Origin of the sequence: Lacunisphaera limnophila (assembly GCF_001746835.1) — a bacterium.
GTDB lineage: Bacteria > Verrucomicrobiota > Verrucomicrobiia > Opitutales > Opitutaceae > Lacunisphaera > Lacunisphaera limnophila.
Genome location: NZ_CP016094.1, coordinates 1843284 through 1865953 on the forward strand (window position 1 = coordinate 1843284; position 22670 = coordinate 1865953).

A 22670-nucleotide genomic window follows, 5' to 3' on the forward strand; every position below is an offset into this window, starting at 1 on the left:
AGTCGCGATGCGCCGCCACCTCCTGCTGCTCGCCGCGCTGGCGCCGGTTCTCCTCCCCGGCGCCGTGCGGTGGAATGACAGCCTGAGGCAGCCGGCGGAGTGGTATGCCGGCGAGGAGGCGCGCGCGATCGCGTCCACCGTGTTGCAGTACCAGTCACCCGAGGGCGGCTGGACGAAGAACACCGACCTGACCGTGCCGCCCACCGCGGAGTATCTGGCCCAGAAGCCCTCCGCTCGGGCCCCCACGATCGACAACGGCGGCACGACCACCCCGCTGCGGTACCTCGCGCGGGTGATCACAGCCACCGGCGATCCGACGCTGCGCGCGGCCTTCGAGCGCGGCTTCGACTATCTGCTCGCCGCCCAGTACGATCATGGCGGCTGGCCGCAGTTTTACCCCGTGCTCAAGGGTTACTACAGCCACATCACCTACAACGACAACGCCATGGTCAACGTGCTAACGCTGCTGCGGGAAACGGCGCAGGCTCAGGCACCGTTCGCGTTTGTCGATGAGGCGCGCCGCGCTCGCGCCGCCACCGCCGTGACCAAGGGCATCACCTGTATCCTGCGCACCCAGGTCCGGCAGGACGGTCGGCTCACCGCCTGGTGTGCCCAGCACGACGAGACCACCTTCGCCCCGGCCTGGGCCCGCAACTTCGAGCCACCCTCCCTCTCCGGCATGGAAAGCGTCGGCCTCGTCAAATTTCTGATGGAGGTGGAAGCGCCGTCGCCGGAGATCATCGCCGCGATCGAGGGCGCCGTGGCCTGGTTTGAGACGGTGCGGATCAATGGCCTGCGGGTCGAGGATACCATGGCCGCAGACGGGAAGAAGGAGCGCCTCGCCGTCGCCGATCCCGCCGCGTCGCCGCTCTGGGCCCGCTTCTACGAGCTGGGGACCAACCGGCCCCTCTTCTTGGGTCGCGATCGGGTGTTCCGCTATGACTACAACGAGATCGAGCGCGAGCGCCGCACCGGTTATGTTTACCTCGGCACCTGGCCGGCCAGCCTGCTGACGAAGGACTACCCCCGCTGGCGCGCCAAACACCCCCGGCCATGAATGTGGTGATCACTTGGTGGCGCGCGGCCTCCGGACGCGCTTCGAACGTCCCTCACGCGTCCGGAGGCCGCGTTCCACCCCTGATCCTGGTGCTGGCGTTGCTCGCCCATGCCTGCGCCCTGCACGCCGCCCCCGTGGCGGATGTCATCGTCGCCGCCGACGGCTCCGGGCAGTACACCTCGTTGCAGGAGGCCATCAGCGCCGCGCCGATGCGCACCGACCCCGCCACGCCGCGCTGGGTGATTTTCGTGAAGGCCGGCACCTACCGCGAACGCATCTACGTCCAGCGCGAGCGCGGCCACATCCACGTCATCGGCGAGGACCGCGAGAAGAGTGTGATCGTGTATAACCAACACGCCAATCTCCCCGGCCCCGACGGCAAACCCATCGGCACCTTCCGCACCCCCACGGTGCAGATCGACGGCGACGGCATGATCTGGGAGAATCTCACCCTGGCCAACGACGCCGGCCGGCCCGGCCCCCGTCCCGAGGGTCCGCCGGTGGCCCAGGCCCTTGCGCTGCGCGCCGACGGCGACCGCCTGGAGTTCCGCGGCGTGCGGTTTCTCGGCTGGCAGGACACCATTCTCGTGAACCGGGGCCGCCATTATTTCTCCGACTGCTACATCGAAGGGCACGTGGATTTCATCTTCGGCGCGGCCACGGCCTATTTCGACCGCTGTCACATCCACGTTCTGGCCGACGGTTACATCACTGCCGCCTCGACCCCCAAGGAACAGGACCACGGCTACGTGTTCGCCGATTGCCGGATCACCGGCGAGGCGGATGCCCGGACCTACCTCGGCCGCCCGTGGCGCGAGTTCGCCAAGACCCTTTTCCTTCGCACCGAGATGTCCTCCGCCGTGCGCCCCGAGGGTTGGCACAACTGGAACAAGCCCGCGGCCGAACAGACGACCTTTTACGCCGAGTCCGGCAGCACCGGTCCAGGAGCCAGCCCCGACACCCGCGTGGCCTGGGCCCGGCCGCTCACCGCGGAGCATGCCGCCGCGCTCACCCCGGCCGCCGTGCTCGGCGGCACCGATGGCTGGAACCCGGCCCGTTGACTTTCCCCCGCCACCCCATGCAGCCGAACCCCCGCTTTCTTTCTCCCGCCCGCTGGACGGCCATGTTCATGCTCGCCTGCGTCGCCTTCGCCCCGCTCGGGGCCGAGGGGCCCTACCGCAACCGCGACAATCCCGACCTCGGCGACGAGGCGGAGGGCACCTATCCGATCCCCTACCACCTGCCCCAGCCGGCCGAAATCACCGCCGTCCTCGAGCGCATCCATGCGAACCTCGACCGGGCGATGGAGACGAGAGTGATCAACGCCAAGACCCGCGCCGAGATCACGGACCTCACGGTTTTCAATCCCGACGCGGTGGCCTCGCAGGGCGACCGCGACGGATTCCATGTGATGACCTACGCCACCGGGGTCACGCACGCCGGCATGCTCGCCGCGGGCGAAGCGACGGGCGACCCGCGCTACCAAGCCTTCGTCCGGCGGCACCTTGAATTCCTCGGTCGCACGATTCCGTATTTCCAGGCGCAGGCGAAGCAGATTGGGGCCAAACAAAGCAGCTACCGCCGGCTCTTCGACACGAACGCGCTGGATGACAGCGGCGCCATGTGCGCGGCCCTGATCAAGGCGCGCCTGGCGGGCATCGGCCCGGACCTGCAGCCGGCGATCACGCATTGGGCTGAGTACATCCGGTTCAAGGAATTCCGCCTCGCCGACGGCACGCTCGCCCGCCGCCGGCCGCAGCCCGAGTCACTCTGGGCGGATGACGCCTACATGTGCATCCCGGCGCTCGCCCAAATGGGCCGGCTCACGGGGGATCCCGCGTGGTACGACGAGGCCGCGAAACAGGCCGTGCAGCTCGCCCGCCACCTGTTCAACCCGCAGGTCGGGCTTTATATGCACGGCCGGCATCTCAACCAGCCCCTCACCGCGGAGTTTCGCTGGGGCCGTGCCAATGGTTGGGTGATCATGGCCCAGGCTGAGTTGCTCGACGTGCTTCCGGCCGACCATCCGGCCCGGCCCGAGATCCTCGCGACCTACCGCCGCCACGTGCAGGCGCTGGCCGAGCTGCAATCCGGCGCCGGTCTCTGGCACCAGATGCTCGACAAGCCGGATTCCTACCTCGAGTCGTCCTGCACCGCGATGTTCGTGTACGCCATCGCCCACGGCATCAATCGCGGCTGGCTCAGCCCCGTCACCTACGGCTCCGTCGCCCAAGCCGGCTGGCTCGGGCTCGCCGCACAGGTCAATGACCAGGGGCAGGTGGAGAACTCCTGCGTCGGCACAACGCTCGCGAGCGATCACGTCTATTATTACAACCGACCGACCTCCGCCCACCACGGCCATGCCTACGGCCCGGTGCTCCTGGCCGGCGCCGAGATGCTGAAGCTGTATCAGAACCCGGCCTTCACGATTTCCCGCCAGTTCCGCACGTATCACTTTGTCCCCCGGTTGCCGTGAGCGTGAATCCCCGCCGCTTCCTTGGTCTGGCCCTGCTGCTCGGCGCCTACGTGGCGTCGGCCCCGGCCGCCGACCAGCCGAAGCATGTCGTTTTGGTGGGCGACTCGACGGTCACCGATCTTTCGGGCTGGGGCCTGGGTTTCCGGCAATTCGCCGGCGAGGGGCTGAAGGTCTCCAACGCCGCGCGCAACGGTACCAGCTCGAAGAGCTACCGGGATGAGGGACGATGGACGGAAGCCCTCGCGCTCAAGGGTGACTATTATCTGATCCAGTTCGGGCACAACGACCAGCCGGGCAAAGGCCCGGCCCGTGAGACCGACCCGACGACCACGTACACCGAGAATCTGGCGCGTTTCGTGGACGAAGTGCGGGCCCAAGGTGCGCAGCCGGTCTTGGTCACGTCGCTCGTACGCCGCACCTTTTCGAAAACCGACCCGACCCGGCTCGACTCGGCTCATGGGCCCTACGTCGAAGCCGTGAAACGCCTCGCGGCCGCGAAGCAGGTGCCGCTGGTTGATCTCCACGCGCGCAGCCTGGCGTTCTGTGAAGACCTCGGGCCGGAGCGAACCGCGACGTTCAATTTCCCGGACGCCGCCGGCAAGAATGACACCACCCACCTCGATGCCCGGGGCAGCGCGGTGTTTGCCCGGCTGGTCGCCGAGGAATTGCGCCAGGCGTTGCCGGAACTCGCTCCGGCCCTGCGCGAGGATCCGCACGCGGCGCTCTTGTCCGACCTGACCTACGGCACGGCCGCCGGTGAAAAACTCCTGCTCGACGTCAGCGTGCCGGCGGGGGAGGGGCCTTTCCCGGTCGCCATTCTTGTGCACGGCGGCGGCTGGAGCGGCGGGGACAAGGCCACGGCCGACGGTGGCGCCGGCATCGGGCCGTGGTTCGGCCCGCTCACCGCCGCGAAGTACACGTGGTTCTCGATCAACTACCGCCTCGCGCCGCAGCACCGCTGGCCCGCCTGTCTCGATGACGTGTTGACGGCCATCCGCTGGGTGAAGGCCAACGCCGCGAAATTCAACGGTGATCCCGCGCGCATCGCCCTCTTCGGCCACTCGGCCGGCGGGCATCTGGTCTGCCTTGCGGCGACGGTGCCGGATGACAGCGTGCGCGTGGAGGCCGTGGTAGGCTTCGCGCCCGTGACCAATCACGAGCAGGAGCTGCCCCGACGGGGCGGACTCAGTCCCTCGCTGCAAAAGCTCCTGGATCGTCCGAAGGAGATCACGCCCGAGTCCCTCGGGCTGTTGCGGGCGATCTCACCTCTCAACCACGTGCGTCCCGGTCTGCCGCCGTTCCTGTTGATACACGGCGACGCCGACCAGACCGTCCCGATCCAGCAATCCCACGATTTCCAAGCCGCGCTGCAGGCCCACGGGGTCGAATGTGACCTCATGGTCCTGCCCGGCGCCGCTCATGGCCTGGCCCCTTGGGCGCAGGGGGATCCCGGTTACATCGATCGCTACTTGGGCTGGCTCGCGGGCCACCTGCAACCGGCGGCATCAGCTCCACCCGTCACGCCATGAAATCTTCGACCCTGCTCCTCGGTTTTCTCGCCCTCACCGCCATCCTTCCGGCCGCCCCGCGCCGGCCCGAGGCCGTGGCGCCGGTGCGTCGCCCGGTGGCGTTTCGTGATCGCGTGCTGCCCGCGCCGCTCGACGGCGGGTTCCGGCAGCCGGACTACTGGGTGTGGTGCGGCACGGTGGTGAAGGGTGACGACGGCAAGTTTCACCACTACGCGTCGCGCTGGTCCCGCGGCCTGCCCTTCGGCCCGCACTGGCTCACGAACTCCGAGGTCGTCCACTCCGTCGCCGACCGTGCCGAGGGTCCCTACGTCTTTTCCGACCTCGCCCTGCCGCCGCGCGGCGAGGAGTTTTGGGACGGGCGCATGACCCACAACCCGGTGGTACGGAAGATCGGGGCGAAATATTATCTCTACTACACCGGCACCACTTACGCCGGTCCGACCCCCGAACCGGGCAAGCCGGTCACCGAGACCTCGGCGCTCAAGCTCGACGCGCACGACGGCGAGCGCGTGGGCCTCGCCACCGCCGACTCGCCCTACGGCCCGTGGCAGCGGCGCGACCAGCCCATCCTCGAGGTGCGGCCGAATTCCTGGGAACAGTATCTCATCAGCAACGCGTCCCCCCTGGTCCTGCCCGACGCCTCCGTCCTGCTCTATTACAAGGGGGTTGAGAAACTCCGCCACCATGCGATCGGCGTCGCCCGGGCGGCCACGGTCGACGGTCCGTACGAGCGGCTCTCGGAGAAGCCCTTCGAGGTGGGCGTCGGCGCCGAGGACCCGACGATGTGGTTTGAGAACGGCCGCTACCACGCCCTGATGCTCGACCACGACTACAAGTACTCGAACAAGGAGATCTACCACGCCACCTCGCCCGACGGTCTGAAATGGAGCGTCGACCCCAACCCCGTCGCCCTGAGTAAGGACTACCTCTGGGCGGATGGCTCGCGCCGGAAGATGAACAGCACCGAGCGCCCGCAAATCCTCGTGCAGGACGGCGTTGCCACCCACCTCTTCTTTGCCACCGGCGAGACCATCGACGGCAAGCGCCAGACCTGGAACCAGGTCGTGCCGCTGCGGCCCGAGTCGGCCGTGCCCGACCGCGTGGCCTGGTGGCGCGAGGCCCGTTTCGGCCTGTTCATCCACTGGGGCCTTTACGCGATCCCCGGCGGCGTGTGGCGGGACCAGCCCATCCGGCACGAGCAGTACGCCAACCCCTACTGCGAACAGATCATGTGGCTGGCTCGGATCCCGCGCGCCGAGTACGCGCAGCTCGCGACCCGTTTCAATCCCGTCCAATGGGACGCGAAGGCCGTGGTCGCCGCCGCCCAGGCCGCGGGCATGAAGTACATCGTCATCACGGCGAAACACCACGACGGCTTCGCGATGTACCACTCGCAGGCGAGCCCCTACAACATTGTCAACGCCACGCCCTTCGGTCGCGATCCGCTGCGCGAACTCGCCGAGGCCACCCGTGCGGCGGGCCTGCAGCTGGGTTTCTATTATTCGCTGGGCCGGGATTGGGACACGCCGCAGACGGCCGGCGCCAGCAAGAGCAACACCTGGGATTTCCCTGATGCGAAGCCCGATCCCAAGGCGTACCAACGCTACCTCGACGAGAAGGTGAAGCCGCAGGTCACGGAGCTGCTGACCCAATACGGCCCGGTCGGCATCCTTTGGTTCGACACGCCGGAACAGACCACGGTCCGACAGAGTGCCGAGCTCGAGCTGCTGGTGCGCCGCCTGTCCCCCGCGACGGTCGTGAACACCCGCGTCGGCAACGAGGTCGGCGATTATGAGGAGATGGGCGACAACGAGATCCCCGCGAAGGCTACCGGCCGGGACTTCGAGGTACCGGCCACCATGGCGGAGAGCTGGGGTTACTCGACCCTCGACACGCCTCCCTTCTGGCGCTCCTCCACCCAGCTCATCCGCCACCTCGTCGACATCGCCAGCAAGGGCGGCAATTACCTGCTCAACATCGGGCCCGATGCCGCGGGGGCTATCCCCGCCCCGGCCGCCGCCCGGCTCGCGGATCTGGCGGCCTGGATGCAGGCCAACGCGGAGGCGATTCACGGCACCAGCGCGTCCACGGCGCACCGCCCGGACTGGGGTCGCTTCACCCAGCGCGGCGACACCCTTTATGCCCATGTCTTTGAGTGGCCCGCGGCGGAGCTGGTGCTCTCGGTCGACACCTCCCTGATCGCGCGGATCGAGCTCCTGGCCTCCGGCGGCCCGGTGACCCTCACCCACACGCCAGCCCAAGGGGCCGCCGTGTTGGTGCCCCGTCCCGCCGCGCTCGACCCGCATGCCACCGTCCTGCGCATCACCCTGCGATGAGCTCGCCCCGCCGTCCCGCCCAGCCCCCCTTATGACCACCGGGTCCCGGTCTCGGCACTTGCTGCGACCGGCCCGGCTGGAGTAAAATCCTAACCTATCCCGCAACCCATACCCTGATGAAAACTGAAGACTACCTGAAATCCTATTTTGGCCTCGAAGGCAAAGTGGCCGTCGTGATCGGCGGCACCGGCGAACTCTGCGGGGCGATGGCGGAAGGTCTCGCCGGCGCCGGCGCCGAGGTCGTAATCGTCGGCCGCAACGTCGAGAAGGCGCAGGCGCGCCTCGACAAGATCGCCGCCGCCGGCGGCCGGGCCTGGTTCCACAGCGCCGAGGCCACCAGCAAGGCCGAGCTTGAGGGTCTGCGTGATGCTGTCCTGCAAAAGTCCGGCCGCATCGACATTGTGATCAACGGCGCGGGCATTAACTCCGCGACGCCCTTCTTCGCCATCACGGAGGAGGAATTCGACCGCATCCTGCGCGTCAACGTGAAGAGCGTCTTCCTCGGCTGCCAGATTTTCGGCCAGTACCTGGTCGAGCGCGGGCAGGGTGGGTCCATCATCAATCTCGGCTCGATGTCCGGCGTCGTCCCGCTCTCCCGCGTCTTCACCTACTCGGCCTCGAAGGGCGCCGTGCACAACCTCTCGCTGAACCTCGCCCGCGAGTGGGCCACGGCCAAGGTGCGCGTGAACGTGATCGTCCCGGGCTTCTTCCCCGCCGAGCAGAACAAGAAGGTCCTCACCCCCGACCGGGTCGCCAGCATCATGGGGCACACGCCGATGAAGCGCTTCGGCGAGGCCCGCGAGCTCATCGGCGCCACCCTCCTGCTGGCCTCCGACGCCGCCGGCTCCTTCATCACCGGCGAAGAGCTGATCGTCGACGGCGGCTATCACGCGATGACGATTTAAACCTGTAGCGAGTAGCGGGTAGTGAGTAGCGAGCATCCCCTCGAAACTTTCGATCCCCACCTACCCGCTGCTCACTACTCACTGCTCGCTACCTCCGTCCCCATGTCCGCCATCAACCAGTTCCTCCTCTCGAACAATCTCCGCATCGCGTCGAACCCGTGCGTCTCGCCCGACTTCTGCCTCGACTGGCCGGCCCTCCAGGCCGACATCCGGACCGGCCGGGTTTGCGAGTACGCCAAGAGCCGCTTCGCCACGAAGGCGGGCGAGTTCACCCTCGTCGAGAACGCACTCGGGGACTGCGCCTGGAAGCTGCATGCGGCCGGAACCGTGCTTCCGGACGGGCTGACACACGGCGGCGCGACTTTCTTTCCGGCCTCCTGGGCCAACCTGCTCAAGCTGAAGAACCTCATCCAGGAGCACGACCCGGAGTCGACCATCTTCCCGACCGGCACCGCCCGACTCGGACGGAGCACGCTCGGCGTGGGCGCCCGCTTCACGACCCTGCACTGGCCCGCGGTGGAATGGGCCATGAGCGCCCTCGAGATCGGCCTGACCGCGAACCAGAACTCCATCCCGCGCGAGCTGGTCTACGACGTCGACGCCATGCTGGCCAACCGGCTCGACACCGTGCCGTTCCCCTTCATCGGCACCAATGTGCCCGAGGGCCACCAGGGCCAGAGCGTCGAGGGCATGAGCCACGGCTGCGTGCTGTCGAAGCTCAAGACCGGTTTCCACCGCCGCCGGATCGCCTGGTCCTTCAACGCGGACCACCAGCCCATCGGCGGCAAGTTCGACGTCCGCGAGGACGCCCTGGTCACGGGCTGCCTGCTCGCGAGCTACATCACCTTCGACCTGTCACCCGAACTCGCGCTCAACCAGCCCGCCGACCTCGCGACCATCCCGGCCGACGTCGTGGCCCGGACCCGCGCCCGGGTTGCCGCCGCGGGTCTCACGCTCGACGATGCCGCGTTCAACCAGCTGATCGCCACGGTTTGGACCCCGATGCTCAAGATGAAGCGGCGCGACGTGAAATACACCGCCGCCCGCGTCGTGGCGTTCTCCACCCCCGTCGGGCGCGGTTACCTGCGCGAGCTGTCCATCGACGAGTTGCCCGGCCTCACGACCCCCGAGACCACCGCCATCATGCTCGCGCTCTGCGAGGTGATGGGCATGCCGGTCAACTTCGTGGCCCCGGCCTTCGGCTTCCAGAAGAACACCCCGTACCCGGACAACACCGGCCTGCGCGCCCTCATCCAGAAGCAGTGGGATGTCTGCGCGAAATTCGGCGTCAGCATCGGCTTCCATTCGGGCTCCGGCAAATCCGCCGAGAACTACCAGGTCATGGGCTCGGTCACGGGCAGCGCGCTCGAGATCAAGACCAGCGGCCGGTACACCTACGAGATGGGCGTGGCGATTTCCCAGTCGACCAACGCCGCCGACGCCGCCCTCTGGCGCGACTGGTACCACTTCACGGTCGACATGGCGGTCGCCGGCGCCTTCAGCGCGGATGCCACGGAGCAGAAAATGGCGCGGATTTTCGTCACGACCTCCCTGGCCGCCGTGGGCCGGTCGGTCGACGTCTTCGCTTCGCCCGCCGCCTGCCGGTCCGCACTCGAGGCGCTCCCGCCCTCGGCCGAGCACATGATCTTCTTCGAGTACAACTTCCTTTACGTGCTCGCCGCCGGCGGCCGGCCGGACAAGTCCGCCCTCGGGGACCACACGCCCGCCGGTTACCAACAACGCGCCCGCTTCTACGCGGTGAGTGCGGAAACCCGCCTGCTCTTCTCCAAGCGCATCGCCGCCTACCTGATCTTCCTCGCCGAGAACACCGGCCTGGCGAGCAAGGAGCGCTGCGCCGGCGCGAGCAAGCTGCTGGCGAGCTACACGACCCTAGAAGCGATGCTCGGCGATATTAGCCGCTAACCCATAGGCCTTATACGCTATAGGTCCCATCCCCCATGAAACCCTTCATTCACGACGACTTCCTGCTGCAAACCGACGCGGCCCGCGACCTCTACCACAGCTTCGCGAAGAACGAGCCGATCTACGACTACCACTGCCACCTGCCGCAGGCGCTGATCCTGGAGAATCACGCCTTCGCGGACCTGTCCGAGCTCTGGCTCGGCGGCGACCACTACAAATGGCGGGCGATGCGCTCCAACGGCGTGAACGAGCGTTTCTGCACCGGCACCGCCAGCCCGCGCGAGAAATTCGACGCCTGGTGCGCGACCGTCCCGCACACCCTGCGCAACCCGCTCTACCACTGGTCCCACCTCGAGCTGGCCCGTACTTTCGGCATCACCGACATCATCAACCCGGACACGGCCGACCGGATCTGGCGCGAGGCCAATGGGAAGCTGGCCGGCCGGCGCGTGCACGACATCCTGGCCGCGAACAAGGTCGCGGTCATCTGCACGACGGACGATCCCGCTGATCCGCTCGACCAGCACGAGAAGATCAACCGCTCCGGTATCAAAACTCGCGTCTATCCCACCTTCCGGCCCGACAAGGCCCTGATCGTGCACACGCCGGCGGCCTTCAACGCCTGGCTGGAGAAACTCGGTGGGGCCGCGGGGATGCCCGTGAAGACCTTCGATGATTTCCTCACCGCCCTGGAGAAACGCCACGCCGCCTTCCACGCGATCGGCGGACGCCTTTCCGACCATGGCATGGAGAGCTGCTATGCCGAGCCCTGCACCGCCGCGGAGGCGAAGGCGATCTTCGACGCCGCGCGCGTCGGCACGGCCGCGACGGGCGCCGACGCGGCGAAGTTCATCTCGCACCTGATGCTGGAGTTCGGCCGCTGGGACGCCAAGCGCGGCTGGACCAAGCAGCTGCACCTCGGTGCGCTGCGCAACAATAACACCCGCCTGCTGGGCAAGCTCGGGCCCGACACCGGCTTCGACTCCATCGGCGATTTTCCCCAGGCCCGCGCCCTCAGCCGCTACCTCGACACGCTCGATGCGACCGACGAGCTGCCCCGTACCGTGCTCTACAACCTCAACCCGGCCGACAACTACGTCCTCGGCACGATGATCGGCAATTTCCAGGACGGCACCGTTCCCGGCAAGATGCAGTTCGGCTCCGGCTGGTGGTTCCTCGACCAGAAGGAAGCGATGGAGTGGCAGATTAACGCGCTCTCGAGCCTCGGCCTGCTCAGCCGCTTCGTGGGCATGCTCACGGACTCGCGCAGCTTCCTGAGTTACCCGCGGCATGAGTATTTCCGCCGCACGCTGTGCAACCTGCTCGGCGCCGACATGGAGCGCGGCGAGATTCCGAATGATCGCGCGCTCGTCGGCGGCATGGTGAAAAACATCTGCTTCGCCAACGCCCGCGACTATTTCCGCCTGGAACTGGACGTCGCTTACGCGCAGTAGTCCGCTCCTTTTTGAGGGGAAAACAGCCCAACGGTGTCCGCTCGGGCGCCGCATGATCGTTGCATCATAGGTCCCTCCCTACCATGGCTGAACCAACCGGGTCTTCCGCTGCCAACCGGCGGGCGATTCGTGCCCCCATCAACCCCTGATCCCATCAAACCATGACCTCCACGCCCGTCTCCAAACCCGTTCGCTGGACCAGCTACGTCTTCAGCACCCTGCCGGTCTTGATGCTGCTGATGAGCGGCACCACGAAGATTATGCAGATTGAAGCGGTGGTCCAGGGGTTCGCCAAATGGCCCGCCGGCAGCGCGGTCGCCATCGGCCTCCTCCAGATCACGTGCACGATCATCTACCTGATCCCCCGCACCGCCGTCCTCGGGGCGATCTTGCTCACCGGTTACCTGGGGGGCGCCGTGGCGGTGACCGTGGAAATGGGCCAGGGCTTCGCCGGGTGGTGGCTGCCGCTGACCCTCGGCATCCTGCTCTGGGGCGGCCTCTGGCTGCGTGATTCGCGCATTCGGGCGCTTATGCCCCTGCGGAGCTAACCGATTTTCGCCGGGGTGGTCCGGCGCGCGGCTCTGGACGCGGGACAGATCCGCAACCCTTGCGCCTATTATTAGATTTCGTGCCGTTGCTTTTGCGCGGACGGTGGGCAAGGGTGTTCGCTTTCAACCCCCAACCCCCGCCCATGAAATCCCTCCGGATCCTCGCCCTTGCCGCCGTCACCCTGGCCGGCGCCCTTGCCGCCCACGCCGAGCAGTTCAAAGCCCTGCTCTTCACGAAGACGGCGGGGTGGCACCACGACTCCATCAACGCCGGCGTGGACGCCATCCAAGCCCTCGGCAAGCTCCACGACTTTGAGGTCTTCTGGACGGCCGACGCCAACCGCGTGATGAACGACCGCGAGCTCGCGAAATACAAGGTCGTCATCTTCCTCTGCACCACGGGCGACGCGCTCAACGACGAGCAGCAGGCCGCCTTCGAGCGCTACATCAAGGCCGGCGGCGGCTTCGTCGGCATCCACAGCGCCTCCGACACCGAGTATGACTGGCCGTGGTTCCGCAAGATGGTCGGTTACATGTTCCACATCCATCCGGCCGTCCAGACCGCCACGCTGAAGAAGCTCGATCCCAACTTCCCCGGCATGGACCGCTTTGCGAAGCGCTTCCTCTTCACCGAGGAATGGTATGAATTCGGCGCCCCCGAATCCACGCCCAACCCGCTGAAGTTCCTCCTCGCGGTGGACGAGAAGACCTACCAGCCCGCGGCCAAGTGGGGCCCGAAGGAAGGCAAGGGCATGGGCGATTTCCACCCGGTCAGCTGGTACCAGAACTACGACGGCGGCCGCGCTTTCTATACCGCGCTCGGTCACCTGCCGGGGACCTACAGCGACGCCGCCTTCATGCACCACGTCTACGGCGGCATCTACTGGGCCGCCACGGGCAACACCTTCTCGGCGGAGTGATTCCGCGCTGCGTCCGGGAGGATCGTCGCAAGCCACGATCCTCCCCGACCGCAGGGCCGACCCGCCTTTTTACCTTGGGTCACAAAGGCGTGACGGCCGGCAAATCCCTTGCGCGGGTAAGCGGGTGACCTAACTTCGCTGACTGATGAGAAACTCGTTTTTTTTCCTGCTGCTCGCCTGGGGCGTGGCGCCGCTGGTGGCGCAGGATAAGCCGGTGCCCCGGCTCGCGGTCGTGATCACCGTGGACCAGATGCGGGCCGACTACCTCGCCCGTTTCGGGCCTTATTTCGGCGAGGGTGGTTTCAAGCGTCTGCTGGCGGGCGGAGCCGATTACCGGGACTGCCATTATCAGCACGCCATCACCACCACCGCTCCGGGGCATGCGACCATCCTCAGCGGGGTGAACGCCAACATCCACGGCATCATCGGCAACGAGTGGCTCGATCCGCAGACCTACATCCAGGGCAATGCCGTCGAGGATGCGGGGTCCCCCCTGGTCGGCCTGCCGCCGCGTCCCGGCCGCCACCCGAACGCGATCCTGGCGGCCAAGGCCGGCCGTTCGCCGAAAAATTTCCTCGGCACCACCGTCGGCGACCGGTTGAAGGCCCGCTATGGCGCCACGGCGAAGGTCTACGGGGTGGCAGACAAGGATCGCTCGGCGATCCTGCCCACCGGTTCGAAGGCCGACGGTGCGTACTGGACGGAGGAAGGCCTCTTCATCACCTCGACCTACTATCGTGCGGAACTGCCCGCCTGGGTCCGGGAGTTCAACGAGCGGCGCAACGCCACGCAGTACTTCGGGCAGGTGTGGGACCGGTTGTTGCCCCGGGCGGTCTACGATGCCGTGCAGGGCCCGGACGATGCCCCCGGTGAACAGGCGGAGGACAGTCTGCCGGTCACATTGCCCATGCGGATTGACGGCGGCCAGGCGACGCTCACCAGCACCTTTTTCAACGCGTTTGATCACGTGCCCTGGAATAACGAGCTCGTGGCGGAGATGGCCATGCACACCGTGGTCACGCAACAGCTCGGACAGGACGATGTGCCCGACCTGCTGGCCGTGGGTTTTTCCCAGCCGGACAAGGCCGGTCACGCTTATGGCCCCGACAGCCATGAGGTCATGGATTCCTACCTCCGGCTGGATCGCACGTTGGCCGCCTTCTTGGATCAACTCGAGGCCACGGTGGGATTGGCGCACTGCGTGATCGTGCTGACCGCCGACCATGGCGTCTGCCCGCTGCCGGAAAAAATCGCGGCGGAGCAGGGGCCGGATGCCGCCGGGCGGATCGAGATGGGGCCGGTGCGCCAGCAACTGGCGGCCGCGCTCGATGCGGCCTTCGGGGCCCTGCCGGCGGACCTCTACTGGATCGTGGGTGACGGCTATGGCCTGCGGGTGAGTCCGGCGGCCCTCGCGGCGCGCCAGGTCACGGCGGCGCGCGTGGCCACCGAGCTGAAGGCGGCACTCCTCCGGGACCGGCGGTTTGTCGCGGCCTACACGCGCGCGGAGCTGACCGGCACCGGCCCGCTCGACGCCTGGGGCGAGATGATGCGGCGCAGTTATCACCCGGACCGCAGCCCGGATCTGATGTTTGTGCTGCACCCTTACTTTCTCACGCGGCAACTGGGCACGAACCACGGCATGCCCCACGCCTACGACACACATGTGCCGCAGGTGTGGTTCGGCGCCGGCGTGAAGGCCGGCGTGCATGACGAGCGCGTCGGGGTCGAGGACATCGCGCCCACGCTGGCCGGCCTGCTCGGCGTGGACCTGCCTGACGCGAAGGGTCGGAAGCTATTTTGAATTCATGGCCTGATTGCTCGCCGCCCACCCGGGGTGACGCATCGGAGGCTTTGCATTCCTTACGGCGATCCCTTTGATCGGCGCATGACCCTCGACTTTGAAGCCCTCTCGCAGCGCGATGCCTACGCCTGGATGATCCACACGATCACCCCGCGACCCATTGCCTGGATCTCGACGATCTCCGCGGCCGGCCAGACCAACCTGGCGCCCTTTTCCTTTTTCCAGGGGGTCTGCTCCAAGCCGCCGACGCTGATGTTCAGCGGTGCGGTCAACCGCCACGGCGTGAAGAAAGACAGCGTGATCAACGTCGGCCAGGTGCCGGAGTTCGTGGTCAACATCGTGCCCTTCGCCCTGGCCGAGCCGATGAACCTCACCGCCACGCCCCTCCCGCATGGCGAGAGCGAGTTCGAGAAATTCGGCATCGCCAGCGCGCCGTCCCTCAAGGTGCGGCCGCCCCGCGTGGCGGCGGCCCCGGTGGCCTTCGAGTGCCGCCTCGACCGCATCATCGACTTTGGGGACGGTCCCTCGGGCTCGAACGTCGTCTTCGGCCGGATCCTGTGTGCGCACGTGGACGACGCCGTGCTCGGGGCCGACGGTCAGATCGACCCGGCCAAGCTCGACACGATCGGTCGCATGGGCGGGGACAACTATGTCCGCACTCGCGAGCTGTTCACGGTGGTTCGTCCGCGGTGACGCGTGGCCGGTAGGTCGGAGCGGGGCCTCAGCCCGGCAGCCGCCGGAGCAACTCGCTGGCCTGGGCGGCCGCGCCGACACGGTTCTCCACGCCGAGGCGCTCGAGCAGCTGTTCGACGTGTTTCTCCACGGTGCGCGGGCTGGTGCCGAGGATGATGGCGATCTCGGCGTTGGTCTTGCCCTGGGCGATCCAGTAGAGGACCTCGGCCTGGCGCGGGGTGATGCCCAGCTTCGTGAGCTCGGCCGGGCCCGGCGGGGCGTGTTCCTCGATCAGATAGAGCACCGTCAGCGCGTCGTTGCCCTGCTCCATGAAGCGGTGGAGTAGGAGCGTGCCGGCTGGGCTTTGGTAGCGCTCGACCCGGACCAGCTCGGGCGGCAGCCGGCCGGGCTGGTGATGAGCCAGGTGCTTGAAAAGGAGGTGAGTCGCCCGGTGCGTCTGGAAGACCAGCCGCCCCTCGCGGTCGGCGATCAGCAGCGCGCGGTCGAGCGACTGGGCGAGCTGGGATTCGGCATCGAGGCGCAGCGCGATCTCGGCCTCGAGCTGCGTGTTCTTGCGTTGCAGCGCCAGCCGCGCGGCCTGCAGGTCGAGGTGGGTGCGCACCCGGGCCAGCACCTCGGGGGGATGCACCGGCTTGTTGAGGTAATCCACCGCCCCGGCCTCGAGGGCCCGCACTTTCTGGGCAGGGTCATCCACCGCGGTCAGGAAAATGAGCGGCAGGTCGCGCCAGACCGGATGCTGTTTCATGCGCTGGCAGACGGCCAGGCCGTCCAGGCCGGGCATGATCATGTCGAGCAGCACGAGGTCCACCGGCTGCTGCGCGAGCAGCTCCAGCGCCCGGGCGCCGCTCTCGGCGACGAGCACGCGCAGGCCGGCCGCGCCGAGCGATTCCAGCACCAGGCCGAGATTGGCCGGGGTGTCGTCGACGACAAGGACCGTGGAAGGCTGGCTCATGATTGATCGTGGCGAAGCAGGTCGCGCGCCCGTTCAAGCTGATAGGCGCCGACGAGGGTTTCAAGCTGCACGAGTACGGATGACACGCCGGGCAGGGCGGCGCGGGCCGCGGCCAGTTCGGTCCGCAGGGTCGCCACGTCACCGGCATCGGCGGCCGCGCGGAGCCGGGCCCGGATTTCGGGGGGGAGCGGGCTTTCCCCACCGGCCGGCGCCGGGGCGGAGGGCTGCCAGGTGAGGCCGAGCAGGCGGGTGAGTTGGTCGAGCAGCTGGGACTCGGCGAAGGGCTTGGGCAAAAAGTCGTTGGCGCCCGCCGCGGCGGCGGCCGCGGCGTCATAGGTCAGCACCGAGGCGGAAGTCAGCACGATGGGCAGATCGGCGGTGGCGGCGCGGGCCCGCAGACGGCGGGTGAGCTCGAGACCGTCCAGGCCGGGGAGTTTCACATCGAGGAAGGCGAGGTCCGGCGGCGGGAGTCCGTCCAGCGCGGCCAGGGCATCCTCGGCGCTGACAAAACGCGTGCAGTCAAACCCCAGCGGGGTGAGCAGGTCGGTCAGGACCGCGCGGTTGATCTCGTTGTCGTCCACGATCAGCACGCGCCGACGCGGGCCCTCATAACGGCCGGTGGGACCGAAGGGGGAACGGCTGGGGGTCGAGGGTGCGGTGGTGGCGGGCAGCAGGAGGGAAAAGTGAAAGCGGCTGCCGCGGCCGGGCTCGCTGTCGACCTGCAGCCGGCCGCCGAGCAGTTCGACCAGGCGTTGGGTGATGACGAGGCCGAGGCCCGTGCCGGCTTCGCCCGCCGGCCGGCTGGCGGCCTGCTCGAAGGGTTGGAAAAGGCGGGCCAGTTCCGCGGCGGTGAGGCCCACGCCGGTGTCGGCGACGGCGAAGTCCCAGCGGTCGCCGGTGACCCCGACCCGCAGGCTCACCGTGCCCGTGCGGGTGAATTTCACGGCGTTGGAGAGCAGGTTGTCCAGCACCTGCCGGAGCTTCTGGGGATCACCCCGCACATAGCCTGACGCCTGGTCGGAGGTGCCGAGGGAAAACCCCAGTCCCTTCAGGTGAGCCGCGGCCTCGTGCGCGGTGGCGAGCTCGCGTAGCAGCTGGCCGGGGTGGAACGGGGTGTCGTGGCGTTCGATCTTCCCCGCTTCGATCTTGGAGAAATCGAGCACCTCATTGATCAGGCGCAGCAGGTGCTGGCCGCTGGTCTGCACGATGCCGACGCGTTCGCGCTGTGGGCCGGTGACCGCCGGATCGCGCAGGAGGACCTGCGAGTAGCCGATGATGCCGTTGAGCGGCGTGCGCAGCTCATGGCTCATGTGGGCGAGGAAGACGCTCTTGGCGCGGTTGGCCGTCTCCGCCTGATCGCGGGCGACGGCGAGCTCGGCCGTGCGGGCCTCGACGAGTTTCTCCAGCCGGCGTTGCTCGCGGCGCACCGCCCCCAGCCGCCAGCGGATGTACCCGACCACGAGGGCGAGGGCCAGCGCGACGTACCCGGCCAATGCGGCCGGCGAGCGGTGCCACGGCGGCGCCACGGTGAACGCATAGCGGGCGACCTCGCTCACGGTCCCCGTCGAGTCGATGGCCCGCGCCTCGAAGGTGAACGGGCCGCCCTCGAGGTTGGTGAAGTTCGTGCTCGGGGTGGCGGTCGGCTCCGACCAATGGTCGGAGTAGCCCATCAGGCGGGTCTGGTACCGCAGGCCGTCGAGCGCCCCGAAATGCGGGGCGGCGAGGTCGAAGTGGATGGGCTCGCGGGAAAACGCGAAGCGGGCCGGCGGACCCGCGGCGGCCAGCGGCTGGCTGCGGCCCTCGGCCGTGACGGAGCGCACCAGGGTTCGCCATGCCCGGACCGGGGTCGCGGGCAGGCCGAGATCGACGCGCACGGTGTTGTGGTAGCCTCGGGCCCAGAGCACGTCGCCCGCGGGCTGTTGTTCCACCCACATGACCGCCGCGCCACCGAAGCCAACCTCCTGTTGGGCCTCCGCGGACGCATCCCGCCACGCGAGGCGGCCATCGGGTTCACGGGTGAAGCGGCCGAGCGGGGGCGTGGCGACCAGCGTGTTGTCGGTGAAGGCCGAGGCCCAGGTGTCGCCGCCGCTGACGACGGTGGGCGTAAGCAGGGCCGGGGGCCGGCCCGGGACGACATAACGATCCTCAGGCACGAAGGTCCGCTGGGCCGCGTCAAAACGTCGGGCGCCCTTGTCGGTGAAGAACACTGTGCCGGCGTGACCGGGGCTCACCGTGGTCCAGACGATATTCTCCGGCAGGCCGTGGCCCCGGTGGTATTGCTCGTAGGTGGCCGTGCTCCAGTCGGTGATGTCTTCGGCGCCGGGCACGCGCCAGAAGCCGCGGCTGTAGGTGGCGAGCCACAGCGTGCCATCCTCCTCCAGCACGGCCGTGTGCGCGTCGCCCAGGTCGTAGCGCTCGGTCAGCATGCGCCAGCCGGATGAGTCATGCTGCACCACGATCAGTCCCGATCCCCCGGGCAGGTAGAAGCGGCCCGGATGCCGGCGGGAGGCGATGAGGCCGTAGCAGTTGTTGCGGGGGGTACGGACCACCAGTTCCCCCCGGCCGTCCTCGTCCGTGAGATACAGGCCATCCGTGCAGGCAATGAGCAGCTTTCCCTGGTAGGACTCGAAGCCGAATATGTTGGTGATGTCGGCATTCAGGCGCTGGAGCTTGCCCCCGTGACCGAGCTGGTCGGGTGGCTCCAGGCGGTAGAGGCCGTCGTAGGTGCCGGCGTAAAGCCGGCCGGCGTGGCGGCCCCAGCTGTCGATGGTGCCCGGGGTGGGGCCGTTGGCGGCGTCGAAGACCGAGACATTGCCGGCGAGGGCGAAGCGCGCGGCGCCGGAATTGTAGCCGACCCAGAGGCCACCTTCGTCGTCCTCCGCCAAGCTGATGATCGAGTTGTCGGCCAGGCCGGAGGAGCGGTCGAGCAGCCGATGCGCGGAGAAGTCCGGCCGGAAAAGGCCGAGGCCCAGGCTGCTGGACCCCAGGGCGATGGTGCCGTCCCGCAGGGTTCGGATCGTATTCAGGCGGCCGCACTGGCGGATGAAGTTATTGAGGCGCTCGTTGGCGGGCGTGATCCCGCCGTCGGCCGGGTCGTAGATCCAGGCCCCGATGGTGCTGAAGCAAAGCAGGCTGCGGCCGTCCGCGAGCCGCGTCGCCTCCGTGCGCACGTTGTGCAGCAGGGCCGGGTCCTCGCTCAGGTTGACCAGGTGGTCGCCGTCGATCCGGTACAGGCCTTGGCGCAGCACCTGGAAGAGGGGCGTGCCGCCCGTGGGCACCGGGACCAGCCGGGATCCGGTGCGGGGGTGGGCAAAAAACCGGACCTCGCCCTCGCGCACCCGCACCAGGCCACGGGCGCTGGTGAAATAGACCCCATCCGGGGCCCGGTGGACAAACGTGGTGCGCCCCCAAGGCTTGGCCGCCTCGGGCAACTGCGGCAGCAACGACGCGTAATGCCAGCGGCCGTCAGCGGACTGGGTGAAATACCCGATCTCATCCATACCTCCGGACCACAGCCGGCCGTTGGCATCAGCCTCCAGTTGGAAGATATGCGCCGAGGGCGCGCGGTGGTGGGTCCAGCGGGCGCCGTCGAATTCGATGATGCCCTCCTGGTTGCCGAAGTAGATCAGGCCGTTCGGGCCATGCACGATGTCGTATACCTGGGGGTGGCCGCGGTATTCCGTCGGTCGGAAATCGCGGATCGAGGGCCGTCCAGCTTCCGGGTGGAAGATGCCCAGGTCGGCGACCCCGCGTGCCGGAAAGAGGGACAGTCCCGCTAAACAGGTCAGGAGAAGTACCCGGGGTGGCGACATGCGCCGGTTTTGTAGGTGGGGGTTTCCCGCCGGTCAAATCGCATCGCGGTCCCGACCCCCGCTTGGACCGCTCATCCTGACGGGATTGCTTCGCGTGTCATAATTTCTTGGTTGCTCACTTATGAATCCCCTCCTGCGCAGCCTTTTCGCCGGGGCGGCCCTCAGCGCCGCCGTCTGTCTTTGCTCCACCGCCGCCGAACCCGCGCCGCCGCTGGCGGATCCGGGCTTCAGCGTCGACAAGATGGACCTGACGGCCGATCCCCGGGTTGATTTTGCCCGCTATGCCGCCGGTGGTTGGTACGCGCGCAACGAGATCCCCGCCGACAAGTCGCGGTGGGGCGGCTTCAACGAGCTGGCCGAGCAAAACTGGGCCAAGGTGCACGCGATCCTCGACGAGGTGGCCGCCGCGCCGGCCGAGCCGGGCACCAACCGGCAAAAAGTCGGGGACTTTTACCGCTCGGCCACCGATACCGCCACGATCAACGCCCGGGGTCTGAAACCGATCGAGGCCGATCTCGCCGCGATCGCCGCCAGCGCCTCGCTCGACGAACTCATGGCCGTCGCGGTCCGCATGCACCGCGGCCTCGGTGCGCCCTTTTGCGGCTTCGCCTATTACGCCGATTTCAAGCAGAGCGACACCTACGGCTTCTATCTCTACCAGGGCGGCCTGAGCCTGCCGTCCAAGGAGTATTATTTCTCGGACAAGTTCGCGCGGGAGCGCTGGGAGTTCATCGGCCACGTGGCCAAGATGCTCGAGGTGGCCGGCACCCCCCGGGCCACCGCATACAAGGAGGCTGAGACCGTGTTTGCCCTCGAGAAGGCCATGGCCGAGAACGCCAAGCTTCCCGTCGAGCTGCGGGACCGCGTGGCCAACTATAACAAGATGCCCATCGCGGAGGCCGTCGCCGCCTATCCGGGCTTCCCGTTGCCGGCGCTCGTCGCCGGACTCGGGGTGCCCGCCACCGTGACCGATATCATCGTCGGCCAGCCGAAGTTTATCGAGGCCCTGGGCCGGCTCCTGACCGAGCGTCCGCTGGATGACTGGAAGCTCTACGTCCGCTGGCAGCTCCTCAATGCGTCCGCCCCCTACCTGGCCGAGGATTTCGAAAAGGAAAACTTCCGCTTCTTCAGCACCGTGCTCAACGGCACGCCCGCGCAGGAACCGCGCTGGCAGCGGGCCGCCCGGCAGGTGGACACCTCGATCGGCGAGGCGGTCGGCCAGCTGTATGTGGAGAAACATTTCCCGCCCGCCGCGAAGGCCCGGATGATGGAGATGATCGACAACATCAAGGCGGTCTTCCGCGACCGGCTCGCCACCCTCGACTGGATGTCCGACGAGACGCGCCAGAAGGCACTCGCCAAGTTCGCCCGGTTCGAACCCATGATCGGCTACCCGGAGAAGTGGCGCGACTACTCCGCCGTGGAGGTGCGCGCCGACGACTACCTCGGCAACGTGCAGCGCGCCGCCTTCGCCCAGTCGGACCGCGTGATCGGCCGCATCGGCCAGAAGGTGGACCGCGCCGAATGGAGCCTGACCCCGCAGACGGTGAACGCCTACTACTCCCCGGTCACCAACCAGATCGTCTTCCCCGCGGGCATCCTCCAACCGCCGTTCTTCGACTTCGCCCTGGACGACGCGGTGAACTACGGCGCCATCGGCGGCGTCATCGGCCACGAGATCACGCACGGCTTCGACGACCAGGGCCGGCGGTTCGATGCCGACGGCAATATGACCGACTGGTGGACGCCGGAGGACGCCAACCGCTTCCGCGAGCGCGCGCAGAAGCTGGTGGATCAGTACAACAGCTACCAGGCGCTCCCCGGCCTCGCCATCAACGGCCAGCTCTCGCTCGGTGAAAACATCGGGGACTTTGCCGGCACCACCATCGCCTACGAGGCGCTGCAGCGCTCGCTCCTGGGCAAGGAGAAGAAGCTGATCGACGGGTTTACCCCCGAGCAACGGTTCTATCTCTCCTGGACGCAGCAGTGGCGCACGAAGTTCCGCGACGACGCCATGCGCCTGCAGGTCGCGCGCGGCCCGCACGCGCCGGGCAACTTCCGCGCCTTCGGCCCGCTGGTGAACCAGCAGACCTTCTTCGACGCCTTCGGCATCAAGGAAGGCGACCCGATGTGGCGGAAGCCCGAGGATCGCGCCAAGATCTGGTAAGTCGGCCTCGGCGTTAGATCCGAGCCCGCGCCAACCGGCGCGGGCTTTTTTATTTCCTTGGTATTGGAGTAGGGTCGTTACTTGCGACGACCTAACC

General features: G+C 67.8%; 15 protein-coding genes. 13 read left to right on the top strand and 2 right to left on the bottom strand.

Going from position 1 to position 22670, the window contains the following annotated elements; translation table 11 throughout:
* The first annotated feature begins 7 nt into the window (after positions 1–7).
* The 12 genes from pelA to Verru16B_RS07730 all read left to right on the top strand — a co-directional run bounded on the left by pelA (position 8) and on the right by Verru16B_RS07730 (position 15642).
* Positions 8–1057 carry a pectate lyase gene (gene pelA, locus Verru16B_RS07675; protein WP_069961730.1) on the top strand — a complete coding sequence of 350 codons (1050 nt, stop codon included), beginning with the start codon at positions 8–10 and terminating at the stop codon, positions 1055–1057.
* Positions 1054–2118 (top strand): pectinesterase family protein, encoded by a 1065-nt coding sequence (locus Verru16B_RS07680; RefSeq protein WP_083270189.1) that lies wholly within the window; start codon positions 1054–1056, stop codon positions 2116–2118. Before pelA ends, Verru16B_RS07680 begins: the two co-directional genes overlap by 4 nt.
* A 17-nt stretch (positions 2119–2135) precedes the next feature.
* Positions 2136–3533, top strand: coding sequence for a glycoside hydrolase family 88/105 protein (locus tag Verru16B_RS07685; protein ID WP_069961731.1), 1398 nt, complete (start codon positions 2136–2138; stop codon positions 3531–3533).
* Positions 3534–3535: 2 nt separating this feature from the next.
* Positions 3536–5062: an alpha/beta hydrolase fold domain-containing protein gene (locus Verru16B_RS07690; RefSeq protein WP_069961732.1), complete on the top strand. Its 1527-nt coding sequence runs from the start codon at positions 3536–3538 to the stop codon at positions 5060–5062.
* Positions 5059–7398: an alpha-L-fucosidase gene (locus Verru16B_RS07695; protein ID WP_069961733.1), complete on the top strand. Its 2340-nt coding sequence runs from the start codon at positions 5059–5061 to the stop codon at positions 7396–7398. Before Verru16B_RS07690 ends, Verru16B_RS07695 begins: the two co-directional genes overlap by 4 nt.
* A 116-nt stretch (positions 7399–7514) precedes the next feature.
* Positions 7515–8303, top strand: a complete 789-nt coding sequence (locus tag Verru16B_RS07700; protein WP_069961734.1) for an SDR family oxidoreductase — start codon at positions 7515–7517, stop codon at positions 8301–8303.
* Positions 8304–8405: 102 nt separating this feature from the next.
* Complete coding sequence (locus Verru16B_RS07705; RefSeq protein ID WP_069961735.1) at positions 8406–10226, top strand: hypothetical protein; 1821 nt, start codon at positions 8406–8408, stop codon at positions 10224–10226.
* 35 nt (positions 10227–10261) lie between these two features.
* Positions 10262–11680, top strand: coding sequence for a glucuronate isomerase (gene uxaC, locus Verru16B_RS07710; protein WP_069961736.1), 1419 nt, complete (start codon positions 10262–10264; stop codon positions 11678–11680).
* A gap of 161 nt (positions 11681–11841) precedes the next feature.
* On the top strand, positions 11842–12228 hold the full coding sequence (locus Verru16B_RS07715) for a DoxX family protein (protein ID WP_069961737.1): 387 nt from the start codon (positions 11842–11844) through the stop codon (positions 12226–12228).
* A gap of 143 nt (positions 12229–12371) precedes the next feature.
* Positions 12372–13148, top strand: a complete 777-nt coding sequence (locus Verru16B_RS07720; protein WP_069961738.1) for a ThuA domain-containing protein — start codon at positions 12372–12374, stop codon at positions 13146–13148.
* Between the two features lie 145 nt (positions 13149–13293).
* Entirely contained in the window at positions 13294–14949 is a 1656-nt protein-coding gene (locus Verru16B_RS07725; RefSeq protein ID WP_069961739.1) for an alkaline phosphatase family protein, read from the top strand.
* A gap of 84 nt (positions 14950–15033) precedes the next feature.
* Positions 15034–15642, top strand: coding sequence for a flavin reductase family protein (locus Verru16B_RS07730; RefSeq protein WP_069961740.1), 609 nt, complete (start codon positions 15034–15036; stop codon positions 15640–15642).
* A gap of 28 nt (positions 15643–15670) precedes the next feature.
* On the opposite strand, the gene Verru16B_RS07735 is transcribed toward Verru16B_RS07730, so the two are convergent.
* Entirely contained in the window at positions 15671–16594 is a 924-nt protein-coding gene (locus tag Verru16B_RS07735) for a response regulator transcription factor (RefSeq protein WP_069961741.1), read from the bottom strand.
* Complete coding sequence (locus Verru16B_RS07740; RefSeq protein ID WP_069961742.1) at positions 16591–20406, bottom strand: hybrid sensor histidine kinase/response regulator; 3816 nt, start codon at positions 20404–20406, stop codon at positions 16591–16593. The genes Verru16B_RS07735 and Verru16B_RS07740 overlap by 4 nt, the downstream gene beginning before the upstream one ends.
* A 121-nt stretch (positions 20407–20527) precedes the next feature.
* On the opposite strand from Verru16B_RS07740, the gene Verru16B_RS07745 reads away from it, so the two are divergent.
* The gene (locus Verru16B_RS07745; protein WP_069961743.1) at positions 20528–22573 is read left to right on the top strand and encodes a M13 family metallopeptidase; all 2046 of its coding nucleotides are present in this window, start codon (positions 20528–20530) and stop codon (positions 22571–22573) included.
* Positions 22574–22670: the final 97 nt, after the last annotated feature.

Bases quoted from the DNA above. Each gene is read 5' to 3' on its own strand.
- Verru16B_RS07735 (WP_069961741.1), bottom strand. From the start codon at position 16,594: ATGAGCCAGCCTTCCACGGTCCTTGTCGTCGACGACACCCCGGCCAAT.
- Verru16B_RS07695 (WP_069961733.1), top strand. From the start codon at position 5,059: ATGAAATCTTCGACCCTGCTCCTCGGTTTTCTCGCCCTCACCGCCATC.
- Verru16B_RS07745 (WP_069961743.1), top strand. From the start codon at position 20,528: ATGAATCCCCTCCTGCGCAGCCTTTTCGCCGGGGCGGCCCTCAGCGCC.
- Verru16B_RS07680 (WP_083270189.1), top strand. From the start codon at position 1,054: ATGAATGTGGTGATCACTTGGTGGCGCGCGGCCTCCGGACGCGCTTCG.
- Verru16B_RS07740 (WP_069961742.1), bottom strand. From the start codon at position 20,406: ATGTCGCCACCCCGGGTACTTCTCCTGACCTGTTTAGCGGGACTGTCC.
- Verru16B_RS07700 (WP_069961734.1), top strand. From the start codon at position 7,515: ATGAAAACTGAAGACTACCTGAAATCCTATTTTGGCCTCGAAGGCAAA.
- Verru16B_RS07685 (WP_069961731.1), top strand. From the start codon at position 2,136: ATGCAGCCGAACCCCCGCTTTCTTTCTCCCGCCCGCTGGACGGCCATG.
- pelA (WP_069961730.1), top strand. From the start codon at position 8: ATGCGCCGCCACCTCCTGCTGCTCGCCGCGCTGGCGCCGGTTCTCCTC.
- Verru16B_RS07715 (WP_069961737.1), top strand. From the start codon at position 11,842: ATGACCTCCACGCCCGTCTCCAAACCCGTTCGCTGGACCAGCTACGTC.
- Verru16B_RS07730 (WP_069961740.1), top strand. From the start codon at position 15,034: ATGACCCTCGACTTTGAAGCCCTCTCGCAGCGCGATGCCTACGCCTGG.
- Verru16B_RS07725 (WP_069961739.1), top strand. From the start codon at position 13,294: ATGAGAAACTCGTTTTTTTTCCTGCTGCTCGCCTGGGGCGTGGCGCCG.
- Verru16B_RS07705 (WP_069961735.1), top strand. From the start codon at position 8,406: ATGTCCGCCATCAACCAGTTCCTCCTCTCGAACAATCTCCGCATCGCG.
- uxaC (WP_069961736.1), top strand. From the start codon at position 10,262: ATGAAACCCTTCATTCACGACGACTTCCTGCTGCAAACCGACGCGGCC.
- Verru16B_RS07720 (WP_069961738.1), top strand. From the start codon at position 12,372: ATGAAATCCCTCCGGATCCTCGCCCTTGCCGCCGTCACCCTGGCCGGC.